The following is a 22,864-nucleotide window of genomic DNA, read 5'->3' as shown; positions in this document are numbered from 1 at the left end:
GTTCGCTCATCATTGTTCCGCCTGCTGGATTCGCCAGCTGCCGCCTTCACGCGTCACCGCCAGCGACAGGCACTGGCCGTGATCGACCACCACCTCCAGCAAACGCCGGGCCGGCAAGCCACCCGCCAATGCCCCCAGCAGGCGCATCACGCCGCCGTGGGTCACCACCAGTACACAGGCTCCGGCGTGGTCGCGGTGCAACCGCTCCAGTGCGCGGAATACGCGGAATTCGAAATCGCCCAACGGCTCGCCATCGGGCGGAGGAAACGCGTACGGATCGGACCAGAAACGCCCCAGCGCCTGGGCATCGCTTTCCATCAGCTTAGCTGGCGAAAGGCCTTCCCATTGACCGAAGTCCAGCTCGCGCAGGTCAGCGTCCAGGCTCAGAGGCAGCCCGTGGCGGCCCGCCAGCTCCTCGGCGAAGGCCGCGCAACGACGCAGCGGCGAGCTGACCACCGCCGACCAGCGGCACGCCGCGCCGACGGCCGTCCGCATCTGCGCCCAACCGGTTTCGGTCAGCGCATCGTCCAGGCGCCCGCGAAAGCCGCCGCCCTGCTCCGTCTCGCCGTGGCGCAGCAGGTCCAGGCGCAGCGTCATGCCGGGCGATCCGAAACCGCCGCCTCGGCGAAAGTGGCCATGCCGTCATGCAGCCGGCAGGCCTGGCGCAGCAGCGGCACCGCCAGTGCCGCACCGCTGCCTTCGCCCAGGCGCAGGCCGAGGTCCAGCAGCGGCTGTGCATTCAGCGCCCTGAGCACACGGTTGTGCCCCGGTTCCGCGCCGGCATGGGCGAACAGCAGCCAGTCGCGGCAGCCGGGATTGAAGTGCGTGGCGCAGAGTGCGGCGGTGCTGCAGATGAAGCCGTCCACCAGCGCCGGAATGCCCTTCTGCGCGCAGGCCAGATAGGCGCCGACCAGCGCGGCGATCTCGAAGCCGCCGAGGCGGCACAGTGCCTCGAAGGGATCGCCGCAATGGGGCCGGTGCAGGGCCAGCGCACGGTCGATCACCTCGACCTTGCGCGCCACGCCCTGGGCGTCCAGCCCGGTGCCGGGGCCGACCAGCGCCTGCGCCGGCTCGTCCAGCAGCGCACAGGCCAGCGCGGCGGCAGCGCTGGTGTTGCCGATACCCATCTCGCCACCGATGAACAGCTCCGTACCGGCCTGCTGCGCGCGGCGCACCGCCTCGCGCCCGGTTTCCAGGGCGATCAGGCACTGCGCGGCAGTCATCGCCGGTTCTTTCGTGAAGTTCGCGGTGCCGGCGCCGACCATCACATGCAGCACGCCCGGCAGCGGTTCCAACGGCGTCGCCGTGCCCAGGTCGATGACCTCCAGGCGCGCATCGAGATCGCGGGCCAGCACGCTGATCGCCGCGCCGCCACGCACGAAGTTGCGCAGCATCTCCACGGTCACCGCCTGCGGATAGGCCGATACACCCTCCGCCACCACCCCGTGATCGCCCGCGAACAGGGCAATCCAGATGTGTTCCAGCGCCGGCCGCTCGCGGCCCTGCAGGCCGGCCAGGCGGATGGTTTCCTCTTCCAGCCGGCCCAGCGCGCCGCGCGGCTTGGTCAACTGGTCCTGACGCGCGGCGGCCTTGTCCTGCGCCACGCGATCGATCGGTTGGGTACCCTGCAGCCACCATTGCAAACTCATAACGCGTCCCCCTTCAGCACCATGGGCAGGCCGGCGACGGTGAACACCACGCGCTCGCTGACCTCGGCCAGCGACTGGTGCAGCCAGCCGGCCTCATCGACATAACGGCGGCTGAGCTCGCCCAGCGGCACCACCCCCAGACCGGTTTCGTTGCTGACCAGGATGATCCGCCCCGGCAGGCGCGGCAGCACCTCCAGCAGCGCATCGATCTCGCCGCGCAGGCGCCAGCCGTCCTCATGGATCAGCAGATTGGTGACCCACAGGGTCAGGCAATCCACCAGCACGCAGCGCTTCGGCTCCGCCAGGCGCTCCAGGGCATCGGCCAGGGCCAGCGGTTCCTCCACCAGGCCCCACTGCGCGGGACGGCGCTCGCGATGATGGAGGATGCGTTCGGACATCTCGCCATCGCCGGCCTGTGCAGTGGCGACGTAGGTGACCGGCAGGCCGCTTTCCAGCGCCAGGCGTTCGGCCAGGCGGCTCTTCCCCGAACGGGCGCCGCCAAGGATCAGTTCAAGCATGGTGTCCCCCTAAGATCGCTCCTACGAAAAGCACTCTGGTAGGGCGCATGACGTCCCCCGCGTTATCCGCCGAAGTCACGGCGCCGCAACATGGCGGATAACCGCGAACGGTTATCCGCCCTACAGTCCGCACAGCGCCCTCAGCTTTTCGATATTCAGATGCGCCTCGACCTGGTCGGCCAGGCGCTCGATGTCGCGCTCACGCAGGGCGTGGTAATCGATGCTCTGCACCTCACGCAGCCCGGCCCAGCGCAGCAACGCCGAGCACGCGGCCGGCGACTCGAACAGGCCGTGCAGGTAAGTCCCCATCACCTGGCCATCGGCACTCATGGCGCCATCGACGCGACCATCGCTCAGGCGTACCGCCGGACTCGCCAGCGCCGGCCCTTGGGTGACGCCGGCATGAATCTCGTAACCGGCGACCTCGGCATCTTCCAGCGCCAGCCGGCCGCTGACGTTGCGCAGTTGCTTCTCCGGCTCCAGCACGGTGCGAAAGTCCAGCAGACCGAGGCCGTCGCTCTCCCCCGCCGCGCCTTCCAGCCCATGCGGGTCCGCCAGGGTGTGACCGAGCATCTGCAGGCCGCCGCAAATCCCCAGGAGCTTGCCGCCATAGCGCAGGTGGCGCTGGATTGCCGACTCCCAGCCCTGCTCGCAGAGGAACGCGAGATCGGCACGCACGCTCTTGGAGCCAGGCAGGATGATCAGGTCGGTCGGCGGCAGCGGTTGCCCCGGTCCGACGAAGGTCAGCTCCACCTGCGGGTGCAGGCGCAGCGGATCGAAATCGGTGTGGTTGCTGATGCGCGGCAGTACCGGCACCGCCACCCGCAGGCGCTCGCTGGTCTTGGCCGACTGGCGGATGTCGATGGCGTCCTCGGCTTCCAGGTGGAAGTCCATCAGGTACGGCAGCACACCCAGCACCGGCACGCCGGTACGCTCCTCCAGCCAGTCGAGGCCGCCCTGCAGCAAGGCGATGTCGCCGCGGAAGCGGTTGATCACGAAGCCCTTCACCCGCGCCCGCTCCGACTCGGAGAGCAGCTCCAGGGTGCCGACCAGGTGGGCGAAGACGCCTCCCCGGTCGATGTCGGCGATCAGGATCACCGGGCAGTCCACCGCCTCGGCGAATCCCATGTTGGCGATGTCGTTGGCGCGCAGGTTGATCTCCGCCGGCGAGCCCGCGCCTTCCACCATGACGACCGGGTACTGCGCGCGGAGACGCTCGTGGGACTCCAGCACCGCCTGCATCGCCACCCGCTTGTAGTCGTGGTAGGCGGCGGCGTTCATGCTGGTCAGCGCACGGCCGTGGATGATCACCTGGGCGCCGACGTCGCTGTTGGGCTTGAGCAGCACCGGGTTCATGTCGGTGTGCGGCGGCAATCCGCAGGCCTGGGCCTGCACCGCCTGGGCGCGGCCGATCTCGCCGCCGTCGGCGGTTACCGCACTGTTGAGCGCCATGTTCTGCGGTTTGAACGGCGCCACCGCCACGCCCTGGCGGCGCAGCCAGCGGCACAGCGCGGTCACCAGGGTGCTCTTGCCGGCGTCGGAGGTCGTGCCTTGCACCATCAAGGTGGTCATCGCAGGCCCTCCATCTGGTTGAAGGTGCGCAGGCCGTGCTCCAGGCGCCGCCAGCCATCCTCGTCCGGCGGCAGGCCGAAGCGCAGGCTGACCGGCGAGTCGAACAGGCGCACGAGAATCCCCTGGCGCGCCAGATGGTCGCGCAGCGCACGGCTCTGCATCGACACCGTCCATTGGAACAGCGAGGTGCCGCCCTGGGGCGCGAAACCCTGCTCGCCGAGCAGCCCCGCCAAACGCCGGCTGGCCTCGGCCAGGTCGCGGCGGCGCTCGACGTGCTCGTGGAAGTCGCCCAGGACCGCCTGCGCTACCCAGCGTGTCGGGCCGTTCACCGCCCAGGGGCCGATCAGTTGGGCAAGACTCGCCAGCAGGCGCGGCTCGGCGAAGGCAAAGCCCAGGCGCGCACCGGCCAACCCGAAGAACTTGCCGAACGAACGCAGCACCACCAGGCCCGGCCGGCTGGCGCAGCTGGCGACCAGGCTCTGCTCCGGGGTGCAGTCCATGAACGCCTCATCCACCACCAGCCAGCCACCGCGCTTCTGCAACTGCGCGTGCCACTCCAGCAGTACGCCGGGCTCGATGCGGCGGCCGGTGGGATTGTTCGGGTTGACCACCACCAGCACGTCGAAGTGCTCCAGGTGCTGGGGTACTTCCTGGTCACTGACCTCCCGCAGGCTATGCCCCGCGCTGCGCCAGGCTTCGGCGTGTTCGGCGTAACAGGGCGAGACCACGCCGACCTTGCCCGGCTGGCGCAGCTTCGGCAGCAGCTGGATGGCCGCCTGGCTGCCGGGCAGCGGCAGCAGCTGTTCCGCGCCGTAGTAACGGCAGGCAGCCGCTTCCAGGCCGTCGCTGTCCTCGGGCAAGCGCATCCAGGCGTTGGTCGGGATGTTCGGCAGGCTCCAGGGCCAGGGCGAGACGCCGGTGGACAGGTCCAGCCACTCCGCCAGCGGTATACCGTACTGCTGCGCCGCCCGGCGCAACCGGCCACCATGTTCGAGCATTCAGAGCACTCCCAGAATCAGGATGACCGCCAGCCACAGCAGCACGCCCTGGCGCACCAACGCCAGCGCTCGCCAGATGTCCGCGGCAGTCGGTGCAGAGCCTTCGCCCAGCTGCGGGCGTTCATGCAGTTCGCCGTGGTAACGCGCCGCGCCGCCCAGTGCGACGCCCAGGGCGCCAGCGCCGGCGGCCATCACCGGGCCGGCGTTGGGGCTGTCCCACTGCGGCGCCTGGGTGCGCCAGCAGCGCATGGCCAGGCGGGTCTGCCCGAGCAGCGCATAGGTCAGCGCGACCAGCCGCGCGGGGATGTAATTGAGCACGTCGTCGATCTTCGCCGCCGCCCAGCCGAAGCGCTCGAAGCGTGCATTGCGATACCCCCACATGGCATCGAGGGTATTGCTCAGCCGATACAGCACCACGCCCGGCGCGCCGGCCACGGCGAACCAGAACAGCGCGGCGAACACCGCGTCGCTGCCATTCTCCAGCACCGACTCGGTGGCGGCGCGGGCCACGGCGGACTCGTCCAGCGCGGAGGTCTCGCGGCTGACCATATAGCCCACGCGCAGGCGCGCTTCATTCAGGTCGCCGTCACGCAATGCCAGCGCCACCGGCTCGGCGTGCTCACCCAGGCTGCGCAGCCCCAGCGCGGCATACAGGGCGAGTGCCTGGACCAGCCAGCCAACGTAGGGCAGCAGGCTCAGCAGCAGCGCGATCAAGGTCAGCGGGATCACCGCCAGCACCCAGGCGGTGACGCCGTGACTGCGCCATCCAAGGCCGGGCGTGTCGCTCGCAGCATCGGTGCGCGAGCGATTGAAGCGGCGCTCCAGGCGGTCCGCGAAGCGCCCGAAGGCCACCAGCGGATGCCAGCGTTTCGGTTCGCCCAGCAGCGCGTCCAGCGCTACCCCGAGCACAGTCAGCAGCGCCAGGTTCATGGCTGCTCTCCCCAATGATTCTCGAATACCAACTCGGTCAGCGGGCGCGGCTGACGCCAGCCTTCCAGGGCCAGCATGGGCGCCGGGTAGAACTGTTCCACCGGGCCAAGGCAGATCACCGCCACCGCCTCGGCGCCGGCGGGCAGCCCCAGCAATTCGCCCAATGCGGCCGGGTCGAACAGCGATACCCAGCCCATCCCCAGACCTTCCGCGCGGGACGCCAGCCAGAGGTTCTGGATGGCGCAGGACAGCGACGCCAGGTCCATCTGCGGCAGCGTGCGACGACCGAAGACATGCGTCTCGCGGCCTTCCATCAGGGCCGCCACCAGGAGCTCGGCGCAGTCGAGCACGCCCTCCACTTTCAGCCGCATGAATTCACTGGAGCGCTCGCCCAACGCCTCGGCGGTGCGCAGGCGCTCCTCTTCCACCAGACCGTGGATTGCCTGGCGCAGCTCCGGCCGGGTGATGCGCAGGAAGCGCCAGGGCTGCATCAGGCCGACGCTGGGCGCCTGGTGCGCGGCCTCCAGCAGGCGGGCGAGCAGCTCAGGCGCCACCTCGCCGCCACTGAAATGGCGCATGTCGCGGCGTTCGGCGATGGCGCGGTAGAGCGCGGCGCGCTCCTCGGGGCTGAAGGCGTGGTCGGTCGTTTTCATGGTCTGAGCAACGCCGCTGCGGCGTCCGGGTTGGACGGCAGGTAGAAGTGGATGTAGGAGGCGGTGAGCCGGCCACGGCGGAACACCGCCTCGGCCACCGGTTTGTCGTTCGGACAGACGCCTCGGGCCAGCGGCGCTTCCGCGCTGTCCAGCAGCGAATGGTGGAAGGTGTGGCCGCGCAGGGTGCCTTCGGGCAGCGTCACGGCTTGCAGCGCCAGGGCCGCCAGGCGCTTCTGCATGCGCGCCTCGCCGGGCAGCAGGCCGAGCAGTTCGGCGCGCTCGCCCGCCACGTCGGTCAGTGCGTCGAAGAGATAGAGCATGCCCCCGCACTCGGCCAGGATCGGCTTGCCGGCAGCGTGGTGAGCGCGGATCGCATGGGCCATGGCCCGGTTTTCCGCCAGCGCCCGCAGGTGCAGTTCCGGGTAACCGCCGGGCAGGTAGAGGCTGTCCACCTCGGGCAGCGCCTCATCGCGCAGCGGCGAGAAGAACACCAGTTCCGCACCCAGTTCACGCAGCAGGTCGAGGTTGGCCTGGTAGAGGAAGGCGAAGGCATTGTCCCGCGCCACGCCGATGCGCACGCCGTCGAGGCGGTCTTGGGCAACGCGCGGCTCGGGCGCTGCGAAGCTCACCGGCGCCGGCAGCTCGGTACTGGCGCTGGCAGCCAGGGCATCGGCGGCGGCGTCCAGGCGGGCATCGAGGTCGGCCAGTTCATCGGCCTGCACCAGCCCCAGGTGGCGGCTGGGCAGCTCCACCTCGGTGTCGCGCGGCAGCGCGCCGTACCAGCGAATCCACTCCGGCAGGCTGTCGCGCACCAGGTCGCGATGGCGCTGGCTGCCGATGCGGTTGGCGAGCACGCCGGAGAATGGCAGGTCCGGTTGGTAAGTGGCCATGCCGACCGCCAGCGCGCCGAAGGTCTGGGCCATGGACTGCCCATTGATCACCGCCATCACCGGTACGCCGAAACGACGGGCGAGATCGGCGGCCGAGGGTGAGCCGTCGAACAGCCCCATCACGCCTTCGATCAGGATCAGGTCGGCCTCCTCGGCGGCTTCCCAGAGCAGGCGGCGGCTCTCAGCCTCGCCGACCATCCACAGGTCCAGCTGGTACACCGGCGCGCCGCTGGCGCGGGCGAGGACCATCGGGTCGAGGAAGTCCGGGCCGCACTTGAACACCCGCACCTTGCGCCCGAGGCGCGTGTGCAGGCGCGCCAGGGCGGCGGTGACGGTGGTCTTGCCCTGGCCGGAAGCGGGGGCGGCGATCAGGAGTGCGGGGCACTGACGGGAGTCGGACATCAGGTGCGCTCCGGCACGACGGCAGCCATCAGAACTCCACCCCTTTCTGCGCCTTGATCCCGGCCTTGAAGGCATGCTTCACCAGGCCCATCTCGGTCACGGTATCGGCCGCCTCGACCATCGCCGGCAGCACGCCGCGCCCGGTGGCGACCACATGCTGCATCGGCGGGCGGGCCGCGATGTCGGCGAGCACGGTATCCAGCTCCAGGTAGCCGTGCTTGAGGGCGATGTTCACCTCGTCCAGCACCACCAGGCCGACCTGCGGATCGCTCAGCAACTGGCGGGCGACCTCCCAGGCCTCGCGGGCCTTGGCGATGTCGCGCTGGCGGTCCTGGGTCTCCCAGGTGAAGCCCTCGCCCATCACGTGGTAGCTGACCTCCTCGGGGAAGCGCCGGAAGAAGGCCTCTTCGCCGGTGGTGGCCGCGCCCTTGATGAACTGCACCACGCCCACCTTCATGCCATGGCCCAGCGCGCGGGCGACCATGCCGAAGGCCGAACTGCTCTTGCCCTTGCCGTTGCCGCTGTGAACCAGGAACACACCGCGCTCACCCTGGGCCTGGGCGATCTTCTCGTCGACCACGGTCTTCTTGCGCTGCATGCGCGAACGGTGGCGTTCGTCCTTTTCCGGGGATTCGCTCATCGGTCTCTCTCCTCTCAAAGGGCCTGGTAGCGCACGCCGAAGAGTACGGCGCGGCCGGGCTGCTCATAGCCCAGGGTGGTCTGGTAGTCGGCGTCGAACAGATTGCTCAGGCGCGCCTGCAGGCGCCACTCCGGGCTCAACGCGTATTCGCCGCGCAGGTCCAGGGTGGCGAAGCCGCCCAGGCGATTGCGGTTGCCCAAGTCGTCATAGCGGCGACCCTCGGCGTGCAGGCTGGCGCCCAGGCTCAGCGCGTCGAAGCGCCGGTCGAGGTCCAGGTTGAACAGTTGCCGGGCGCGGCGCGGCAGGTCGTTGCCACGGCTGCCGCTGGCGCGGCTTTCCGGGTCGAGCAGGCTGGCGTTGGCGTTCCACACCCAGTCCCACCACTGGCTGCCCAGTTGCAGTTCGATGCCGCGGATGCGCGCCTGGTCGATATTGTCCGGTGCCCGCAATGCCGAGTCGTAGGCGATCAGGTCGTCGACCACCGTGCGGTACAGGTTCGCCGCCCAGTGCCCCCACTCGTGGCGGCCGTCCACGCCGAGCTCCACGCTGCGCGAGGTTTCCGCGTCCAGGTCGGGGTTGCCGTAGCCGGGGTAATAGAGTTCGTTGAAGGTCGGCGCCTTGAAGGCCGTGCCGTAGCTGGCGAAGGCCCGCACGGCGTCGGTCAGCGCGTAGCCCCAGGCGAGGTTGCCGGTGTTGCGGCTTCCGAACTGCTGGTTGTCGTCATGGCGCAGGCTCAGCTGCCAGTCATGACGCCCCAAGCGGCCCAGGTACTGGGCGAAGGTGCCGCGATTATCGCGGGAGGTCACCGCATAGTCGGTGGAGCTGCTCAGCTCGTCCTGCTGCCAGTCGTAGCCCAGGGTCAGGGTATGGCCGGGCGCGAGTTCCAGGTCGTTCTGCCAGGACGCGGTATCACGGCGGCTGTCGAAGCGCGAGTAGAAGGCGCCGTCCTGGTAGGCATCGGACTTGTCCTCGCTGCGCCCAGCGGACAGGCTCACCTGCCAGGGCTCCAGCGGGGCGAAGCGCGCGCGGCCGCCGATGACCCGCTGCACACCATCGTTGTAGGCATCGAAGCCCTGGGTGCGACGGCTGTTCACCGTGTCGAAGTCGTTGTGCGAGTCGGTCTGCAGCAGGCTGCCGTCCAGTTCCAGGCCGCTGTCGAAACGGTAGCCCGCACGCAGCGAACCTGAGAGGTTGCGGTAACCGTCACTGTCCGGCTCATGGCCGCTGGCGCCGTTGGCCTTGGCGTCGATGCCGGCGGTATCCAGGCTGGACACGCCCAGGGCGAACCAGCCGCGCCCGTTGCCGGCCGAGACCCCGGCACTGCCTTCATAGGTGCTCTGGCTGCCCGCGCCGGCGTAGGCCCAAGGCTTGAAACCCTGGTCCACGGCCTGGCGGGTGAATATCTGGATCACCCCGCCGATGGCTTCGGAGCCATACAGGCTGGAGCGCGGCCCGCGCACCACCTCGATGCGTTCGACCAGTTCCACCGGCAGGTCCTGGAGCGATGCACCGCCAGAGGACACCGAACCGGCCTTGATGCCATCGATCAGCACCAGCACATGGTCGGATTCGCTGCCGCGCAGATAGAGGTTGGTGGCCTTGCCGGGCCCGCCGTTGCTGCTCAGGGAAATCCCCGGCAGGCGCCGCAGCAGATCCGGCACCGACTGCGCCTGGGCGCGTTCGATGTCCACGCGGTCCAGCACGCTGACCGAGGCGAGGCTCTGCCCGGCGCGTTGCTCGGTGCGCGTGGCGGTCACCAGTTGATCGTCGAGCGCCAGCGGCGCTTCGTCGGCCGCCTGGCCCAAACAGGAGAAGCCGCTCAGCGCCAGGGCTGTCGGCCAATAGAGAAAATGTTTCACGTGAACTCACTCCGCCGCTCTCACCCGCGCGGCTCTGACCCGAAAAGGCAGGCGGAGGACGGGAACGCCCCGGCAGCAGGCCGGAGCGATCGGCAGCGCCTCCCGCGATGCCATGGCTTGCAGCAGGCCGGTCTCCGGGCTTGCGAGTGGAGTCGTGACTGGCTCCTGAAACCGCGCCTTCCCATGCCAAGGGCACAGTGGCGAAATGCGGCTCGATGCTCGCTTACCGTTGCGGGGGCAGCGCCGGACTGGTCGGACCCTGGGGTCTGAATTCACCGGCTTCCCTGTTTCACCCCCGACTTGCGCCGGGGGCACCTGAAGCAGGCGCGCAGCTTAGAGGCTCGCGGCCTGGGGCGTCAATTGAACAAGCTGTCGCGGCCAGTGCCGACGCCCGCGCCAGAGCGGCTCAATCGATAAACACAAGTCAAGTGGAGGCATGGCAGAACTTCGCTAGAATGCGATGCATGACGACGACCGCACGGCCCGGCCAACTCCAGCTCGATCCCCACTCCAGCCCCCCACTGATGCACGTCAGCGGCGACTGGACTCTGGCGCATTTCAGCGCCCTGGAATCCCAGGTCGCCGGCGTGCGCCACGGCGGCCAGCCCGCCGCGCTGGATTTCAGCGACCTGGGCGCGCTCGATACCGCCGGCGCGGCGCTGCTCGCCGAGCTCATCGGCGGCACGCGCATGGACCAGCTCGAACAGATCACCCGCAACCTGCCCGCCGAGCGCCAGGCCCTGCTGCGCACCGTGGGCAGCGCCATCACCCAGTGCCGCCTGGACGAACGCAAGCCACCGCCCGGCAACGCCGTCGTCGACGTACTCGAACGCATCGGCATCGCCACCCTGACCTTCCGCGGTCATGTGATCGGCGGGCTGGGCTTCATCGGCCTGCCCCTGCAGACCCTGGCGCGAACCCTGCTGCGCCCGCGCCGCTGGCGCCTCACCTCGCTCACCGCGCACATGGAGCAGACGGGCCTGGACGCTGTACCCATCGTTGCCCTGCTCACCTTCATGGTCGGCGCGGTGGTGGCCTTCCTCGGCGCCACGGTGCTGAAGAAATTCGGCGCGGCGATCTACACCGTCGACCTGGTCGGCTTCGCCTTCCTCCGCGAATTCGGCGTGCTGCTCACCGCCATCCTCCTGGCCGGCCGCACGGCCAGCGCCTTCACCGCGCAGATCGGTTCGATGAAGGCCAACCAGGAGATCGACGCCATCCAGGCCCTGGGCATGGACCCGGTGGAGCTGCTGGTGCTGCCCCGGGTGCTCGCCCTGCTGCTGGTCCTGCCGATGCTGACCTTCCTGGCGATGATGTCCGGCATCTTCGGCGGCGGCGTGGTCTGCGCCCTGAGCCTGGACATCTCGCCACGCATGTTCCTCTACATGCTGCAGAACGACATCGCCGTGCAGCATTTCCTGGTGGGCATCGTCAAAGCCCCGGTGTTTGCCTTCATCATTGCCGTGATCGGCTGCCTGGAAGGCTTCCGCGTCAGCGGCAGCGCGCAGTCGGTGGGCGAGCACACCACCTCCGCCGTGGTCCAGTCGATCTTCGTGGTGATCTTGCTGGATGCGGTGTTCGCGCTGTTCTTCATGGAGATGGGCTGGTGAGCGAACCGATCATCATGGTCCGCGATCTGGCCAACCGCTTCGACAGCCACGCCGTGCACGAGCACCTGGACCTCGACGTGATGAAGGGCGAGATCCTCGGCGTGGTCGGCGGCTCCGGCACCGGCAAGTCCGTGCTGCTGCGCAGCATCATCGGCCTGCGCCAGCCCAGCGAAGGCAGCGTCCACGTATTCGGCCAGAACCTGCCGGCGCTGCCACCGTCACAGCGATCGAAGCTGGAGCGGCGCTTCGGCGTGCTGTTCCAGAACGGCGCGCTGTTTTCCTCGCTGACCGTCAGCGAGAACATCTGCCTGCCGCTGATCGAGCACGCCGGGCTGTCCCGCAACGATGCCGAATTCATGGCCAAGGTGAAGATTTCCCTCGCCGGCCTGCCGCCGGATGCCGGCGCCAAGTACCCCGCCGAACTCTCCGGCGGCATGGTCAAGCGCGCCGCCCTGGCCCGCGCCCTGGCGCTGGACCCGGACATCCTGTTCCTCGACGAGCCCACCGCTGGTCTCGACCCCATCGGCGCCGCGGCCTTCGACCAACTCATCCTGACCCTGCGCGACGCCTTCGGCCTCACCGTGTTCCTGGTCACCCACGACCTGGACACCCTCTACACCATCTGCGACCGCGTCGCCGTGCTCTCGCAAAAGCGCGTGCTGGTAGTGGGGCCGCTGGATCAGGTGGCCGAGACCAACGACGCCTGGGTACAGGACTACTTCCACGGCCCACGCGGCCGTGCCGCGCTGCAGGCCACCGAACACCTGCGGGAGGAAAGCTGAATGGAAACCCGTGCCCATCACGTGCTGATCGGCCTGTTCACCCTGATCGTCTCGATCGGCGCGCTGCTGTTCGCGCTGTGGCTGGCGCAGTCGAGCAACGACCAGAAGTTCAAGTTCTACGACGTGATCTTCAACGAAGCGGTGACCGGCCTCTCAGAAGGCGGCACCGTGCAGTACAGCGGCATCCGCGTGGGCGACGTGGTGTCCCTGCGTCTGGATCCGAACGATCCGCGCAAGGTCCGCGCGCGCATCCGCGTCTACGAAAGCACGCCGATCCGCGAAGACACCCGTGCCAAGCTGGCGCTTACCGGCGTCACCGGCCAGGCCATCATCCAGCTCTCCAGCGCCGCCCAGGACAGCCCGCCGCTGGTCAGCCAGGACGGCAGCATCCCGGTGATCAAAACCATCCCCTCGCCGCTGGCCAAGCTCCTGGCCAATGGCGAAGACATCGCCACCAACGTCAACACCCTGCTCGCCAACGCCAGCCGGCTGTTCTCCCAGGAGAACGTCGACCACATCAGCCGCACCCTCGAGCATATGGACCAGGCCACCAGCGTGATCGCCGATCAGCGCGCCGATATCCGCCAGACCATCAAGGAAATGGCCGCCGCCAGCGAGCAGGCGCGCATCACCCTGGCCAACGCCAGCGCACTGCTCGAACGCGCCAACCAGACCCTCGGCAGCCGCGGCCCGGCCATCCTCGACGACACCCAGAAGACCCTGGCCGCCCTGCGCGCCAGCAGCGAGCGGGTCGAGCAACTCCTCAACAACAACTACGACGCGGTGAACGGCGGCATGAGCGGACTGGGCGAAATCGGCCCGGCGGTGCGCGAGCTGCGCGCCACCCTCGAGGACCTGCGCGGCGTCACCCGTCGCCTGCAGGAGAACCCCGCCGGCTACCTGCTCGGCCGCGAACGCAACAAGGAGTTCCAGCCATGACCGCCCTTCCCCGACTGCTTGGCGTCGCCGCCCTGCTCGGAATGCTCAGCGCCTGCTCGATCCTCCCGGAAGCGGAAACCCCGGACTTCTATCTGCTGCCGGCGGCCCAGCAACCCGTGCGCAGCAACGCGGCGGTGCACTGGTCGCTGCGGGTCAGCGCCCCCAGCGCAAGCCTCGCGCTGGATAACAACCGCATCGCCGTGATCCCGCAGGGCAACCAGATCAGCAGTTACCAGGGCGCGCGCTGGAGCAACCGCGCACCCGGCCTGCTGCGCGACCGGCTGCTCGACGCCTTCACCGCCAACGGCAGTATCCACGCCCTGAGCAGCGACGACGCCAGCCTGCAGGCCGACCTCGACCTCACCGGCGAACTGCGCGCCTTCCAGAGCGAATACCAGGGCGGCAAACCGGTCGTGCACATCCGCTACGAAGCGCGTCTGGTGCGCACCCTCGGCCAGCGCATCGTCGCCTCGCGCAGCTTCGAGGTCCGCCAGGCGGTGGACGGCAAACAGGTCGCGGAAGTGGTCAGCGCCTTCGGCAAGGCCAGCGACCAGCTCGCCGCGCAGGTAGTGGAGTGGACGTTGCAGCAGGGGCAGGCGCAAAAGATCGGGCAGCCAGCCCAAGCCGACAACTGACCCGTGGCCTGAGCTGATCGATACCAGCAGGGGCCGCCCGCGGGCCGTCCATTGCACATAAGGCACGGATTATCTGTAGGAACGAACTTGCTCGCTAAGGAGCGCTCCAGCGGGGACGCCAAAGTGCCCCCTTGGCTGGCCTGCCGCTACTTGTGGCAGTGGTACGGGCTCTCGCCCTCCAGCTCCTGATCCGTCTCCACATCGCGGATGGTAACGATGGCCTTGGGGTACACCGAGCAGAGGGAATTGCGCACGGTGTAGATGCCGCTGCCATGGGCAAGGAACTTGCCGTTGCTCAGGGCCTTGCCCGACTCGTCGTGGGCGCTGACTTCGTAGTTGCCGGTCATGGTGATGCAGCCACCGAGGGCCAGCAGGGACAGTACGGGGATCAGGTATTTCATGGCATCTCCTTGCTACGCGATGCGCCGACAGTGGCGCGCCCGTCGTTCCCTGACGGTTTCGCGAAAGCGGGCTGGTGATTCGAACGACCGCCAGCAAGTGGCGGTGGGAGTTCGACCCGAACTCAGCGACGCAGTTCAGCCAGCGGCCCCACCAAACCCGTGAGATTGTCTGGAGGGCTCACCGCGGGAAGGTCGTCTCAGCGCTTGCCCATCGAGCGACGGGAGCCGCGCGGATGCGGCGGACGGTATTCCGCCTTGTCGTGCGGCTTGCGGTGCTGATAGGCCGAATTCGCCTGCTTCTGCGCCGCCAGGGCGGCCTTGGCGAGTTCGGTCAGGGACAGAGTGGTGGATTCTTGAGCGTTTTCCGCGCTGTCGTCGCGGGGCGGCTGCTGAGAGGAAGTCATGGGTCGAAGGTTCTATAAGAGGCTGGAACGGCACACATGATAGCCGATCTCGCCCACCTGCGGCTCACGCCGGCACGTCGACAAGACGAGCGCCCGGCTGTCCGAGGGCCTCGTCGAAACGCAGCAGGCGGCCGGCATTGCCCAATACCAGGAGGGTGCTGAGGTTGTGCAGGATCGCCGCGATCATTGCCCCGGCAGCGCCCAGCAGACCAAAAGCGGCGGCCGCGACGATGGCCAGGGTCCAGCCCAGACCGATCAGCACGTTGACCTGCAGGGTGCTGCGGCACTGACGGCTCAGGCGCACGCAGGTGCCCAGACGACGAAGATCGCTGCCGATCAGCACGATATCCGCCGAAGCCAGGGCGATATCCGCGCCACCGGCGCCCATCGCCACCCCGACCACGCCGGCCTTGAGTGCCAGCGAGTCGTTGATGCCGTCGCCCACGACCAGCGGCCGGAAACCCTTGCGGATTTCCTCGTTGACCCGTGCCAGCTTGTCTTCCGGCAGGGCCTGGGCAACCACGCTGTCGATGCCGACCTCACGGGCCAGCGCATCGGCCACGCTCTGGCGATCGCCGGTAAGCAGCAACTGGCGCCCTATTCCGAGCTCACGCAAGTCCGTCACCGCGAGCGCCGCCTCGGGGCGCACGCTGTCGGCCAGCAGCAGCCAGGCGCGGAAGCGCCCGCCCAGCGACAGCCCGGCGATGGGACCGTCGTGATCCGGCACCGCCGGCGTCGAAATCCCCAGACGAACGAACAGTTCCGGTCGGCCGAGAGCAGCCTCACCCTGTTCGGTCCGAGCGACTACACCCAAGCCTTGCCGTTCGTGGATGTCGGCGAGCGGGTGATGCGCATCGTGGGGTGCCAACGAGGCCAGCGCGCGGCTGACCGGGTGGCTGCTGGCGGCGCCCAGGCTGGCGGCCAGCCGCTCGATGTCGTCCCGGACTTCACCGGGCTCCGCGCGCACGGCCTGCAGGCGCAGCGCGCCGTAGGTCAGGGTGCCGGTCTTGTCGATCACCAGGGAGGTCAGGTCGGCCAGTTCTTCGAGGAACGCCGAGCTGCGAATCAGGATGCCGTGGCGGGCCGCGACCGCGATGCCGGCGATGGCGGTGGCCGGAGCCGACAGCACCAGCGCACAGGGGCAGGCGGCGACCAGCACGGCCAGCATGGCCTGCGGATCGTTGGTGATGAACCAGGTGACGGCGGCGATCAGCAGCACCAGCACCATGTAGCGCCCGGCATAGCGTTCCAGCAGGCGCGTGATGGGCGGCTTGGACTGTTCGGCGCGCTGCATCAGGGCGATGACCTTGCCGAGGGTGGAGGCATCGCCGGTGCGGGTCACTTCGATGCGCAGCAGGCCGTCGAGGTTGATCGCGCCGCCATAGACGTCCATGCCGACGCCTGCCTCCAGCGGCACCGACTCGCCGGTGATCGGTGCGGTGTCCAGGCTGGCCTGGCCTTCCAGCACCCGGCCATCGGCAGGCACCCGATCCCCCGCGCGGACTTCCACCTGGTCGCCCGGCCGCAACTCGCCGTTGTCGACTTCACGCACGCTGCCATCGTCGACAATCAGCCGGGCCTGGCTGCGGGTCAGACGTCCCAGCGCCTCGATAGCCTCCTGCGAGCCGATCACGCTGCGTTCTTCCAGCACGTGCCCGAAGATCATGATGATGGGCAGCAGCGCGGCGGTCATCAGGTCGCCGGTGGCCCAGGCGCCCAGCATGGCCAGGGCGATGAGCTGGTCGGTGATGCCGTGCAGGCTGGGATGACGCAGGCTGTACCAGCCCGAGCGCAGCACCGGTACCGCTACCAGCAGGGACGCGACGCCCAGGAGCACCTGCGCCACGCCTTCCTGTTGCGGGGCGAACCAACGCCAGAGCAGGCCCAGCACCAGCAGGCCGAGGGCGATCATCGCCAGACTGAGTTGGCGCGCCGCGCTGCGCTGCTCGTCGCGGGTGAGCATTCCACCGGTAAGGTGGCCATGGGAGTGGCCGTGGTGCGCATGGCCGTGATGGTGGTGAACGCTCATACCGCGAAGGTGCCTGCTTTAATTGATGGGGGGGAAGAGGGTTCCCGGCCGGGTGGCGTATTCGTTGGCCTCCGCTTCGGTCAGGACCCAGATCTGGTTGATCTGCTTGTCGATGCCGGGCTTGACGGCAACGACCTTGCCCTTGAGCAGCGGCATCATTCCGTTCACGAGGAAGTGGTTGTCCTCGTCGCGAATGCGCACGGACGCCGCTACCGGATAGGTGATGTTCTTTCTGTACAGACCAAGGGTGAGTATCTGCTTGAGCAGGCTGGGCCTGGGGCGCTTCAGAGTGATCGTCGGGAACTGCGCATAGTCAACGAAAGCCAGCATCATGCCCGGCGGCAGGACCCGGTCGGCCTGCGCCGGGAGGCTGCAGCCCAGCACCAGCGCCAGCGCGCCCAGGCATTGCAGGGCCAGGCGTCGCAGCGAGCGTGGGGATTCATGGATGGAGTGAAGTCCGGCTGATGTCATTGGATGTCCCGCCCCTGGTGTTCCTGATTGTCGTTATCCGCCCGGACGAAGGTGCCGGGCTTGCACTGCGAGCGTAGCGGTTCGCCGCAAGACTGTCCGCACATTGATTCACAGCCTCCGGCGATGAGCCTGCTCACGGCTGCGGCCCCTCCAGGATCAGGTGTCCGGAATCGCGTGGATCGACCGTGGTCACCGAACCCGCGCGGGACAGGATGCCCGGTACGCGCTCGCGGTACAGGCGCAGCAGCAGCCCGGGGTCGGCATGCTGTTGCTGGGCCTGCGCCAGGCTGGTGATGGTGGCGGTGTCCGCCTGGGAGCGGGCCAGGCGCTCGCTGGCCTGGGCATGGGCAACCTGCAGCGTACGATCGGCGGCCTGGTTGGCCGCCTGGAGCTGCCGGGCGGCGTCATTCTGCGCCGCGGCGACGCCCTGCTCCGCCTGCTGGCTGGCGGTCAGCACGGCATTGAAGGCGCTCACCGCCTCGCGTGGCAACGAGGACTGCACGTCCACACGCTCGACTTCGATACCCAGGCCATTGCCAGCCGACACCAGCGCGGCCAGGCTGCGATTGATGCCCTGTTGCAGATCGCCGCGCAGCCGTTCGCGGCGCTCGGCGACGCTGCTGTCGGCGCCGATCAGCTCGGGGCGGGCGACCAGGATGGTGTCCAGGTCGCGCGATGCGCACACCGCCACCGCATTGCGCGCCACCAGCCGGTCCAGCGCCGGCAGCACGTGATCGCCCTGGAGCACGAAATCGTAGGGGGCGGTGACCTTGTAGAACACCCGCACATCCAGCTGCACCACGCCGGCATCGCCGGTGAGCAGATAGCCGGAGCCCGCGGTGGCGTCGTTGGCGAGACTGCCATCCAGATCGGATTTCTGCGCCAGCCCCGAGCGCAGCAGGGTCTCCACCCGGCGCTCGATTACGCGGTCGGCAGACGGCAGGATCACCACCTGCTCGAACGGACGCGGCCAGGCCAGCAGCAATCCGGCGTTCTGGATGCGCTCCAGCGCCCCCATGCGCAGGACCACGGCACGGCTTTCCGGGCCGATCTGGCGCACATTGGACAGCGCCCAGCCGAGCGCCGCCAGCAGGGTCACCCCATACAGCGCCAGGAATGCCAGGCGCCCGGCCTGCAGCCAGGGGCTCGTGCCCTCCTCCCGCCGGTCAGTCATGGGCATTGCCCGGCTTGGCGGACGGTTGCTGCGGCGGGCCATCCACCAGCACGCGGAACGGCGCCGCGTCGGTACGCAGCACCAGGCGCGTGCCGGGGTTGACTAGGGTGCCGAGGGTATCCAGCGAGCGCAGCATGTTGTACAGCTCGGGCGAACCGCTATAGGCCTTGCCGTAGATGTCCGCGGCCTGCACCCGCGATTGGGCTTCGATATCGGCAGCCTTCACCGTGGCGTCAGCCTGCAGGATGCGCGCGTCGCGTTCGGCGGCGGAACGGATTTCCGCGGCCTTGCGCTTGCCTTCGGCGGTGCGCTGAGTGGCGATGGTCTCGCGCTCGGCGCGCATGCGGTCGACCGTGGCGCCGAGGGTGACCTTGGGCAGCGTCAGCCGCTCGATGCCCACCTGGACCACGCGCACGCCGTAGGTATCGAGCAACTGGCGCTCGATCTGCTCGCGCAGGCGTTGCTCGAAGTCGGCGATGCGCACCTTGCCGGCATCGGTGTTCACCAGGTCGGACAGATCGAAGCCGCTGGCGGTGGTCTCCAGCGCGGAGCCGACGAAGGTGCGAATCTGCCGGGCCGCTTCGTCCGGCTGGTTCTGCACCGCGCGCATGAAGCGCTGGATGCTGTCCGGATCGGGCTTCACCTGCCAGGCAACATAGGCCTGCACGATGATCCTCAGGCCATCGCGGGTGCCGACGTCCTGCAGGCCGCTGGAGGTGGTGCGCAGCCGCAGGTCCACCGGCACGGCGGCTTCGAACGGAATCGGCAGGCGCCAGGCGAGGCCGGGGTCGAGCAGTACCCGAGCAGGATTGCCGAAGCGGGTAATCACCGTCGCCTCGCCGGAGCGCACCTGGACCAGGCAGGCGGTCGCGGCGGCGAACAGCACCAGCAGGCTCGCCAGGGCGGTGCGACGCCAGGGGAAATGCGCCGGCCCCTCGTCATGGTGATGAGCGTGATGATGGCCATGATCATGGTCATGGGCGTGATCGTGGTCATGGTCGTGATGCGGGTGATCGCCGTGGACGTGGGTCGGGCTCAAGGTGCGATCTCCTGGGGACGGTTGGCGGTCTTGCCGCGCTGCGGATCGACCGGCGCGCCAAAGCTGCGCAGATCAAGGGTCGGTGCCTGGTCCGCGCTCAGGCGGTGGTCGATGACCAGGCTGCGGGCACCGGCCAGGCCCTGGCCCAGCTGGCTGAAATACTGTTCGAGGAGGAATGCCTGCCCGGCGCGCTGCCAGGCGGAGCGCTCGGCGCCGAAGCGCAGATCGGCGGCCTGGGCCTGGGCGAGGGTTTCCCGGGCATTCGCCGACGCCTTGTCGGTGGCGGCGCTGGCGGCCTGCCGTGCGGCATTGGTCTGCTCGGCGGCCTTGCCCTGCTCGCGGGCGATCAGCGCCTGGGCGGTGATCTGCGCCGCCTGAACGCCATGATAGGCATTGGCCGCGCCAGCCGGCGGGTGGATCGCCTCAACCACGGTGGCGAGAATTTCCACGCCGCTGTCCAGCCGGTCGAGGTCGGCCTGCACGGCCTTGCCGATATCCCGCGCCAGCGCTTCGCGCTCCGCCCCCAGCACGCCGTCCAGGGTGCGGGCAGCGAAATCGTGGACCAGCACGCGATTGGCAGTGCTGCGAATCAGCTCCGGCACGTCGGCGCTGTTATAGGTCGCCGCCAGCGCCGCCTTGTCGCTCAAGCCGATGCGATAGACGAAACGCACGTCCATGTTGACGATCTGGAAACTCTGCTGGCCGCCCGCCTCGCTGGCGATCACCTGCGAGTTCTCGCTCACATGGGACGCATCCCACAAACGGTTTGCAGCCTCCGGCGCGGGCCCTTCGGCATCGACCAACAGGTCAGCCCGGGCGGAGTCGCCGGAGGTCGCCAGTTCATGGATCACTCCGTTCTCCACCGGCAGCACACGACCGAATGGCCACGGAAGCCCGAAGTGCAGCCCCGGCGGATAGACCGCCACCGGCTTGCCGAAACGCTCGTAGACACCTCGCCCGTTCATGGCAACCTCGCTGACGCCGGTCAGCAACCAGCCCACCAGCAGCATCAGCCCCAGCACCGGCAGGAAGGCGCGGCGCATGAAACCGAAGGCCCAGACCTGGCGCAGGTCGATGCCGAAACGCTGCTGCAGTTCGCCCTGCAGGAACTGCAGCGGACGCGGCGGCCAGCGCAGCTGCGCGGCGACCAGGCTTTCGCCGATCAACCGGGGTTCCTCGCGCGGGCGCTGCGGGCTGAAGACCGACAGCAGCGCGCGCAGGATCAGTTCCGCCGCCAGCAGCACCGGCAGCAACCCCACCAGTACCACCCAGCGGCTCGGCCAGACGCTCTCGCCATTGGAGAACAACAGGCCAGGCAAGGACAGCAGTTGCACGGCGATCACCGCGCGCGCCATCAGTGACAACGCGTGCGCTTCGGGCCACTCCTCCTGACCGGCCGCGCTCAGGTGCCGCTCCACCACCAGCAGGCCGAACGCCGACAAGGTCAGCAACCCGGTGACCAGCCAACCCGCCTGTCCCAGCGAAACGGCAGGTGTCGCCAGGTTCCAGCCGGCCTTGACGATCAACAGGGCCACCAGGGCCAAACCCGCCAACCAGAGGGCGCCAACGCCGATGCGCTGTGCCAGGCGCTGGCTTGCACGGCTGATGCGCTCAAGCAGACGGTCGTAGGCACTGAGCTGGTCAAGATCGGCTGGCGCCTCAGGCGCCGCAGCCGCGTCCGCGGTCCCGATCGCCGAGGCGCGCCAGCGGGCCACGCGCAAGGCCGATTGGCTGACCGCCGCCAGCAACAGCAGCGCCGCAGCGTTGTTGCACAGCAGCGGCAGCCAGAGCGAGTCGGCGGTGAACAGGCCGATGAAGATCGCCATCAGGAACAGCAACGCGGCGAGGCCACCCGAGAGCCAGATGAGCAGCTTCAAGCGACGCGACTGGTGCGCCGAGCGCTGGAAACGCGGCAGCCCTTCCAGGCTGCGGTCCTCGATGTCCAGGTCGACTCTCATGGATGCTCCAACGATTGAACGGATCGCCCGCCTCTTTCGAGCGAAAGCGGCGCGCCGGCGAGCCTGGGCTTGGAAGATTAAGGCTGTATGAAGCCGGCAATGGTATTTCTGTAACTTTATAACAGAACCTGTGAAAGGATCGTGATGAGCACACCGCCACCGCACGCATCAAGTCCATTGCCGCGCAGCCCCCGGAGCTCTATCGTGGCCTCCTCACCGTGCCGAACCGAGATTCCCCCATGAGCTCCCTGCGCGAATCGCTCGCCCGCTTCCCTCGACTCGAACTGGCCGGCGGCCCGACGCCGCTGGAAAAACTGGAGCGGCTTTCCGCCCGCCTGGGTCGCGACATCCATGTGAAGCGCGACGACACCACGCCGTTCGCGCTGGGTGGCAACAAGGTACGCAAGCTCGAATTCCTCGCCGCGGATGCGCTGCGCGCCGGCGCCGACACCCTGGTGACGGCCGGGGCGATCCAGTCCAACCACGTGCGCCAGACAGCGGCGGTCGCTGCCAAGCTGGGCCTGCGCTGCGTGGCGCTGCTGGAGAATCCCATCGGCACTGGCGATCACAATTACCTGAGCAACGGCAATCGCCTGCTGCTCGACCTGTTCGGCACCGAGGTCGAACTCGTGCCCAACCTGGACAACGCCGACGAACTGCTGCAGCAGACCGGCGAGCGCCTGCTGCGTGAGGGCCGCAAACCCTACCTGGTGCCGATCGGCGGCTCCAACGCCCTCGGCGCGCTGGGCTACGTGCGCGCCGGGCTGGAACTGGCCGAACAGATTCGCCAAAGCAGACAGCGCTTCGCCGCCGTGGTGCTGGCCTCCGGCAGCGCCGGCACCCACGCCGGGCTGGCCGTGGCGCTGGCCGACGCCCTGCCGGAACTGCCGGTGATTGGCGTGACCGTCTCGCGCACCGATGCGGCGCAGCGGCCGAAAGTGGAAGGACTGATCCAGCGCACGCTGGAGCTGCTCGGCCAGGACACCGCCAAGGCGCCCAAGGTGGAGCTCTGGGACGAGTACTTCGCCCCGCGCTATGGCGAACCCAACGCCGGCACGCTGGAGGCGGTACGCCTGCTGGCCAGCCACGAAGGACTGCTGCTCGACCCGGTCTACACCGGCAAGGCCATGGCCGGCCTGCTCGATGGCGTCGCCCGTCAACGTTTCGCCAGCCAGGGCCCGCTACTCTTCCTGCACACCGGAGGCTCGCCGGCACTGTTTGCCTACCATCCAGCGAGCTGACGCAGATAAAATCAAACTAAGCATGTAATTTTTTATTATTTTATAGAATAACAACTACAACCCTATAGTC

Annotated in this window: 22 protein-coding genes and 1 riboswitch; of the genes, 5 read left to right on the top strand and 17 right to left on the bottom strand. The window is 68.6% G+C overall.

All coding sequences use genetic code 11. The features are described 5' to 3' along the window. Positions 1-9: 9 nt before the first annotated feature. The 10 genes from cobC to btuB form a co-directional block, all read right to left on the bottom strand. A complete protein-coding gene (gene cobC / locus SD196_RS07630; protein WP_331316223.1) occupies positions 10-597 on the bottom strand; it encodes an alpha-ribazole phosphatase family protein in 588 nt (195 codons plus the stop codon). Continuing rightward, positions 594-1,649, bottom strand: coding sequence for a nicotinate-nucleotide--dimethylbenzimidazole phosphoribosyltransferase (cobT, locus tag SD196_RS07625; protein WP_275610746.1), 1,056 nt, complete (start codon positions 1,647-1,649; stop codon positions 594-596). The genes cobC and cobT overlap by 4 nt, the downstream gene beginning before the upstream one ends. Beyond that, positions 1,646-2,167, bottom strand: a complete 522-nt coding sequence (cobU, locus tag SD196_RS07620; protein WP_416311239.1) for a bifunctional adenosylcobinamide kinase/adenosylcobinamide-phosphate guanylyltransferase — start codon at positions 2,165-2,167, stop codon at positions 1,646-1,648. The genes cobT and cobU overlap by 4 nt, the downstream gene beginning before the upstream one ends. 120 nt (positions 2,168-2,287) lie before the next feature. Continuing rightward, positions 2,288-3,739: a cobyric acid synthase gene (locus tag SD196_RS07615; RefSeq protein WP_416311238.1), complete on the bottom strand. Its 1,452-nt coding sequence runs from the start codon at positions 3,737-3,739 to the stop codon at positions 2,288-2,290. Then, the gene (cobD, locus tag SD196_RS07610) at positions 3,736-4,737 is read right to left on the bottom strand and encodes a threonine-phosphate decarboxylase CobD (protein ID WP_275610743.1); all 1,002 of its coding nucleotides are present in this window, start codon (positions 4,735-4,737) and stop codon (positions 3,736-3,738) included. The genes SD196_RS07615 and cobD overlap by 4 nt, the downstream gene beginning before the upstream one ends. Then, positions 4,738-5,667: an adenosylcobinamide-phosphate synthase CbiB gene (cbiB, locus tag SD196_RS07605; RefSeq protein ID WP_343574074.1), complete on the bottom strand. Its 930-nt coding sequence runs from the start codon at positions 5,665-5,667 to the stop codon at positions 4,738-4,740. After that, positions 5,664-6,320: a 5,6-dimethylbenzimidazole synthase gene (gene bluB / locus SD196_RS07600; RefSeq protein WP_343574077.1), complete on the bottom strand. Its 657-nt coding sequence runs from the start codon at positions 6,318-6,320 to the stop codon at positions 5,664-5,666. The genes cbiB and bluB overlap by 4 nt, the downstream gene beginning before the upstream one ends. After that, positions 6,317-7,612 (bottom strand): cobyrinate a,c-diamide synthase, encoded by a 1,296-nt coding sequence (locus SD196_RS07595; RefSeq protein ID WP_343574080.1) that lies wholly within the window; start codon positions 7,610-7,612, stop codon positions 6,317-6,319. Before SD196_RS07595 ends, bluB begins: the two co-directional genes overlap by 4 nt. A gap of 28 nt (positions 7,613-7,640) precedes the next feature. Continuing rightward, positions 7,641-8,252, bottom strand: a complete 612-nt coding sequence (gene cobO / locus SD196_RS07590; protein WP_275610739.1) for a cob(I)yrinic acid a,c-diamide adenosyltransferase — start codon at positions 8,250-8,252, stop codon at positions 7,641-7,643. Between the two features lie 14 nt (positions 8,253-8,266). Next, on the bottom strand, positions 8,267-10,081 hold the full coding sequence (gene btuB / locus SD196_RS07585) for a TonB-dependent vitamin B12 receptor (protein WP_343575566.1): 1,815 nt from the start codon (positions 10,079-10,081) through the stop codon (positions 8,267-8,269). 137 nt (positions 10,082-10,218) lie between these two features. Next, a riboswitch (cobalamin riboswitch) is annotated at positions 10,219-10,445 on the bottom strand. A gap of 130 nt (positions 10,446-10,575) precedes the next feature. On the opposite strand from btuB, the gene SD196_RS07580 reads away from it, so the two are divergent. Genes SD196_RS07580 through SD196_RS07565 form a run of 4 tightly spaced genes read left to right on the top strand, consistent with a single transcriptional unit; the run spans position 10,576 to position 14,077 of the window. Continuing rightward, positions 10,576-11,721, top strand: coding sequence for an ABC transporter permease (locus SD196_RS07580; RefSeq protein WP_416311237.1), 1,146 nt, complete (start codon positions 10,576-10,578; stop codon positions 11,719-11,721). 14 nt (positions 11,722-11,735) lie between these two features. Further along, positions 11,736-12,503: an ABC transporter ATP-binding protein gene (locus tag SD196_RS07575; RefSeq protein WP_343575569.1), complete on the top strand. Its 768-nt coding sequence runs from the start codon at positions 11,736-11,738 to the stop codon at positions 12,501-12,503. Further along, positions 12,504-13,442, top strand: a complete 939-nt coding sequence (locus SD196_RS07570; RefSeq protein WP_343574087.1) for an MlaD family protein — start codon at positions 12,504-12,506, stop codon at positions 13,440-13,442. Continuing rightward, on the top strand, positions 13,439-14,077 hold the full coding sequence (locus SD196_RS07565; RefSeq protein ID WP_343574090.1) for an ABC-type transport auxiliary lipoprotein family protein: 639 nt from the start codon (positions 13,439-13,441) through the stop codon (positions 14,075-14,077). Before SD196_RS07570 ends, SD196_RS07565 begins: the two co-directional genes overlap by 4 nt. Positions 14,078-14,223: 146 nt before the next feature. On the opposite strand, the gene SD196_RS07560 is transcribed toward SD196_RS07565, so the two are convergent. From SD196_RS07560 to SD196_RS07530, 7 genes are all read right to left on the bottom strand, one after another. Further along, positions 14,224-14,478, bottom strand: a complete 255-nt coding sequence (locus SD196_RS07560; protein WP_275610734.1) for a hypothetical protein — start codon at positions 14,476-14,478, stop codon at positions 14,224-14,226. 197 nt (positions 14,479-14,675) lie between these two features. Then, the gene (locus SD196_RS07555; RefSeq protein ID WP_275610733.1) at positions 14,676-14,882 is read right to left on the bottom strand and encodes a hypothetical protein; all 207 of its coding nucleotides are present in this window, start codon (positions 14,880-14,882) and stop codon (positions 14,676-14,678) included. Between the two features lie 64 nt (positions 14,883-14,946). Beyond that, a complete protein-coding gene (locus tag SD196_RS07550; RefSeq protein WP_343574094.1) occupies positions 14,947-16,911 on the bottom strand; it encodes a heavy metal translocating P-type ATPase in 1,965 nt (654 codons plus the stop codon). Between the two features lie 18 nt (positions 16,912-16,929). Next, positions 16,930-17,382, bottom strand: coding sequence for a hypothetical protein (locus SD196_RS07545; protein ID WP_331316247.1), 453 nt, complete (start codon positions 17,380-17,382; stop codon positions 16,930-16,932). Positions 17,383-17,515: 133 nt separating this feature from the next. Further along, a complete protein-coding gene (locus SD196_RS07540) occupies positions 17,516-18,556 on the bottom strand; it encodes a protease modulator HflK (RefSeq protein ID WP_343574097.1) in 1,041 nt (346 codons plus the stop codon). Then, the gene (locus SD196_RS07535; protein ID WP_343574099.1) at positions 18,549-19,595 is read right to left on the bottom strand and encodes a protease modulator HflC; all 1,047 of its coding nucleotides are present in this window, start codon (positions 19,593-19,595) and stop codon (positions 18,549-18,551) included. The genes SD196_RS07540 and SD196_RS07535 overlap by 8 nt, the downstream gene beginning before the upstream one ends. After that, a complete protein-coding gene (locus SD196_RS07530; protein WP_343574102.1) occupies positions 19,592-21,553 on the bottom strand; it encodes a protease modulator HflK in 1,962 nt (653 codons plus the stop codon). Before SD196_RS07530 ends, SD196_RS07535 begins: the two co-directional genes overlap by 4 nt. Positions 21,554-21,792: 239 nt before the next feature. Between SD196_RS07530 and SD196_RS07525 the strand changes: the two genes are divergently transcribed. Beyond that, positions 21,793-22,794, top strand: coding sequence for a D-cysteine desulfhydrase (locus SD196_RS07525; protein ID WP_343574104.1), 1,002 nt, complete (start codon positions 21,793-21,795; stop codon positions 22,792-22,794). Positions 22,795-22,864 lie beyond the last annotated feature (70 nt).

The organism is Pseudomonas macauensis (assembly GCF_047902425.1).
Lineage (GTDB): Bacteria > Pseudomonadota > Gammaproteobacteria > Pseudomonadales > Pseudomonadaceae > Pseudomonas.
Note: the sequence above shows the minus strand (reverse complement) of the source record. Positions and strands in the feature narration are given on the sequence as shown.

Excerpts from the sequence above, each read along its gene's own strand:
- SD196_RS07530 (WP_343574102.1), bottom strand. The coding sequence starts at position 21,553 with ATGAGAGTCGACCTGGACATCGAGGACCGCAGCCTGGAAGGGCTGCCG.
- cobT (WP_275610746.1), bottom strand. The coding sequence starts at position 1,649 with ATGAGTTTGCAATGGTGGCTGCAGGGTACCCAACCGATCGATCGCGTG.
- SD196_RS07550 (WP_343574094.1), bottom strand. The coding sequence starts at position 16,911 with ATGAGCGTTCACCACCATCACGGCCATGCGCACCACGGCCACTCCCAT.
- SD196_RS07615 (WP_416311238.1), bottom strand. The coding sequence starts at position 3,739 with ATGACCACCTTGATGGTGCAAGGCACGACCTCCGACGCCGGCAAGAGC.
- SD196_RS07565 (WP_343574090.1), top strand. The coding sequence starts at position 13,439 with ATGACCGCCCTTCCCCGACTGCTTGGCGTCGCCGCCCTGCTCGGAATG.
- cobC (WP_331316223.1), bottom strand. The coding sequence starts at position 597 with ATGACGCTGCGCCTGGACCTGCTGCGCCACGGCGAGACGGAGCAGGGC.
- cobD (WP_275610743.1), bottom strand. The coding sequence starts at position 4,737 with ATGCTCGAACATGGTGGCCGGTTGCGCCGGGCGGCGCAGCAGTACGGT.
- SD196_RS07560 (WP_275610734.1), bottom strand. The coding sequence starts at position 14,478 with ATGAAATACCTGATCCCCGTACTGTCCCTGCTGGCCCTCGGTGGCTGC.
- cobO (WP_275610739.1), bottom strand. The coding sequence starts at position 8,252 with ATGAGCGAATCCCCGGAAAAGGACGAACGCCACCGTTCGCGCATGCAG.
- SD196_RS07595 (WP_343574080.1), bottom strand. The coding sequence starts at position 7,612 with ATGTCCGACTCCCGTCAGTGCCCCGCACTCCTGATCGCCGCCCCCGCT.
- SD196_RS07525 (WP_343574104.1), top strand. The coding sequence starts at position 21,793 with ATGAGCTCCCTGCGCGAATCGCTCGCCCGCTTCCCTCGACTCGAACTG.
- SD196_RS07570 (WP_343574087.1), top strand. The coding sequence starts at position 12,504 with ATGGAAACCCGTGCCCATCACGTGCTGATCGGCCTGTTCACCCTGATC.
- SD196_RS07545 (WP_331316247.1), bottom strand. The coding sequence starts at position 17,382 with ATGACATCAGCCGGACTTCACTCCATCCATGAATCCCCACGCTCGCTG.
- SD196_RS07575 (WP_343575569.1), top strand. The coding sequence starts at position 11,736 with ATGGTCCGCGATCTGGCCAACCGCTTCGACAGCCACGCCGTGCACGAG.
- bluB (WP_343574077.1), bottom strand. The coding sequence starts at position 6,320 with ATGAAAACGACCGACCACGCCTTCAGCCCCGAGGAGCGCGCCGCGCTC.
- SD196_RS07555 (WP_275610733.1), bottom strand. The coding sequence starts at position 14,882 with ATGACTTCCTCTCAGCAGCCGCCCCGCGACGACAGCGCGGAAAACGCT.
- cobU (WP_416311239.1), bottom strand. The coding sequence starts at position 2,167 with ATGCTTGAACTGATCCTTGGCGGCGCCCGTTCGGGGAAGAGCCGCCTG.
- SD196_RS07540 (WP_343574097.1), bottom strand. The coding sequence starts at position 18,556 with ATGACTGACCGGCGGGAGGAGGGCACGAGCCCCTGGCTGCAGGCCGGG.
- cbiB (WP_343574074.1), bottom strand. The coding sequence starts at position 5,667 with ATGAACCTGGCGCTGCTGACTGTGCTCGGGGTAGCGCTGGACGCGCTG.
- SD196_RS07580 (WP_416311237.1), top strand. The coding sequence starts at position 10,576 with ATGACGACGACCGCACGGCCCGGCCAACTCCAGCTCGATCCCCACTCC.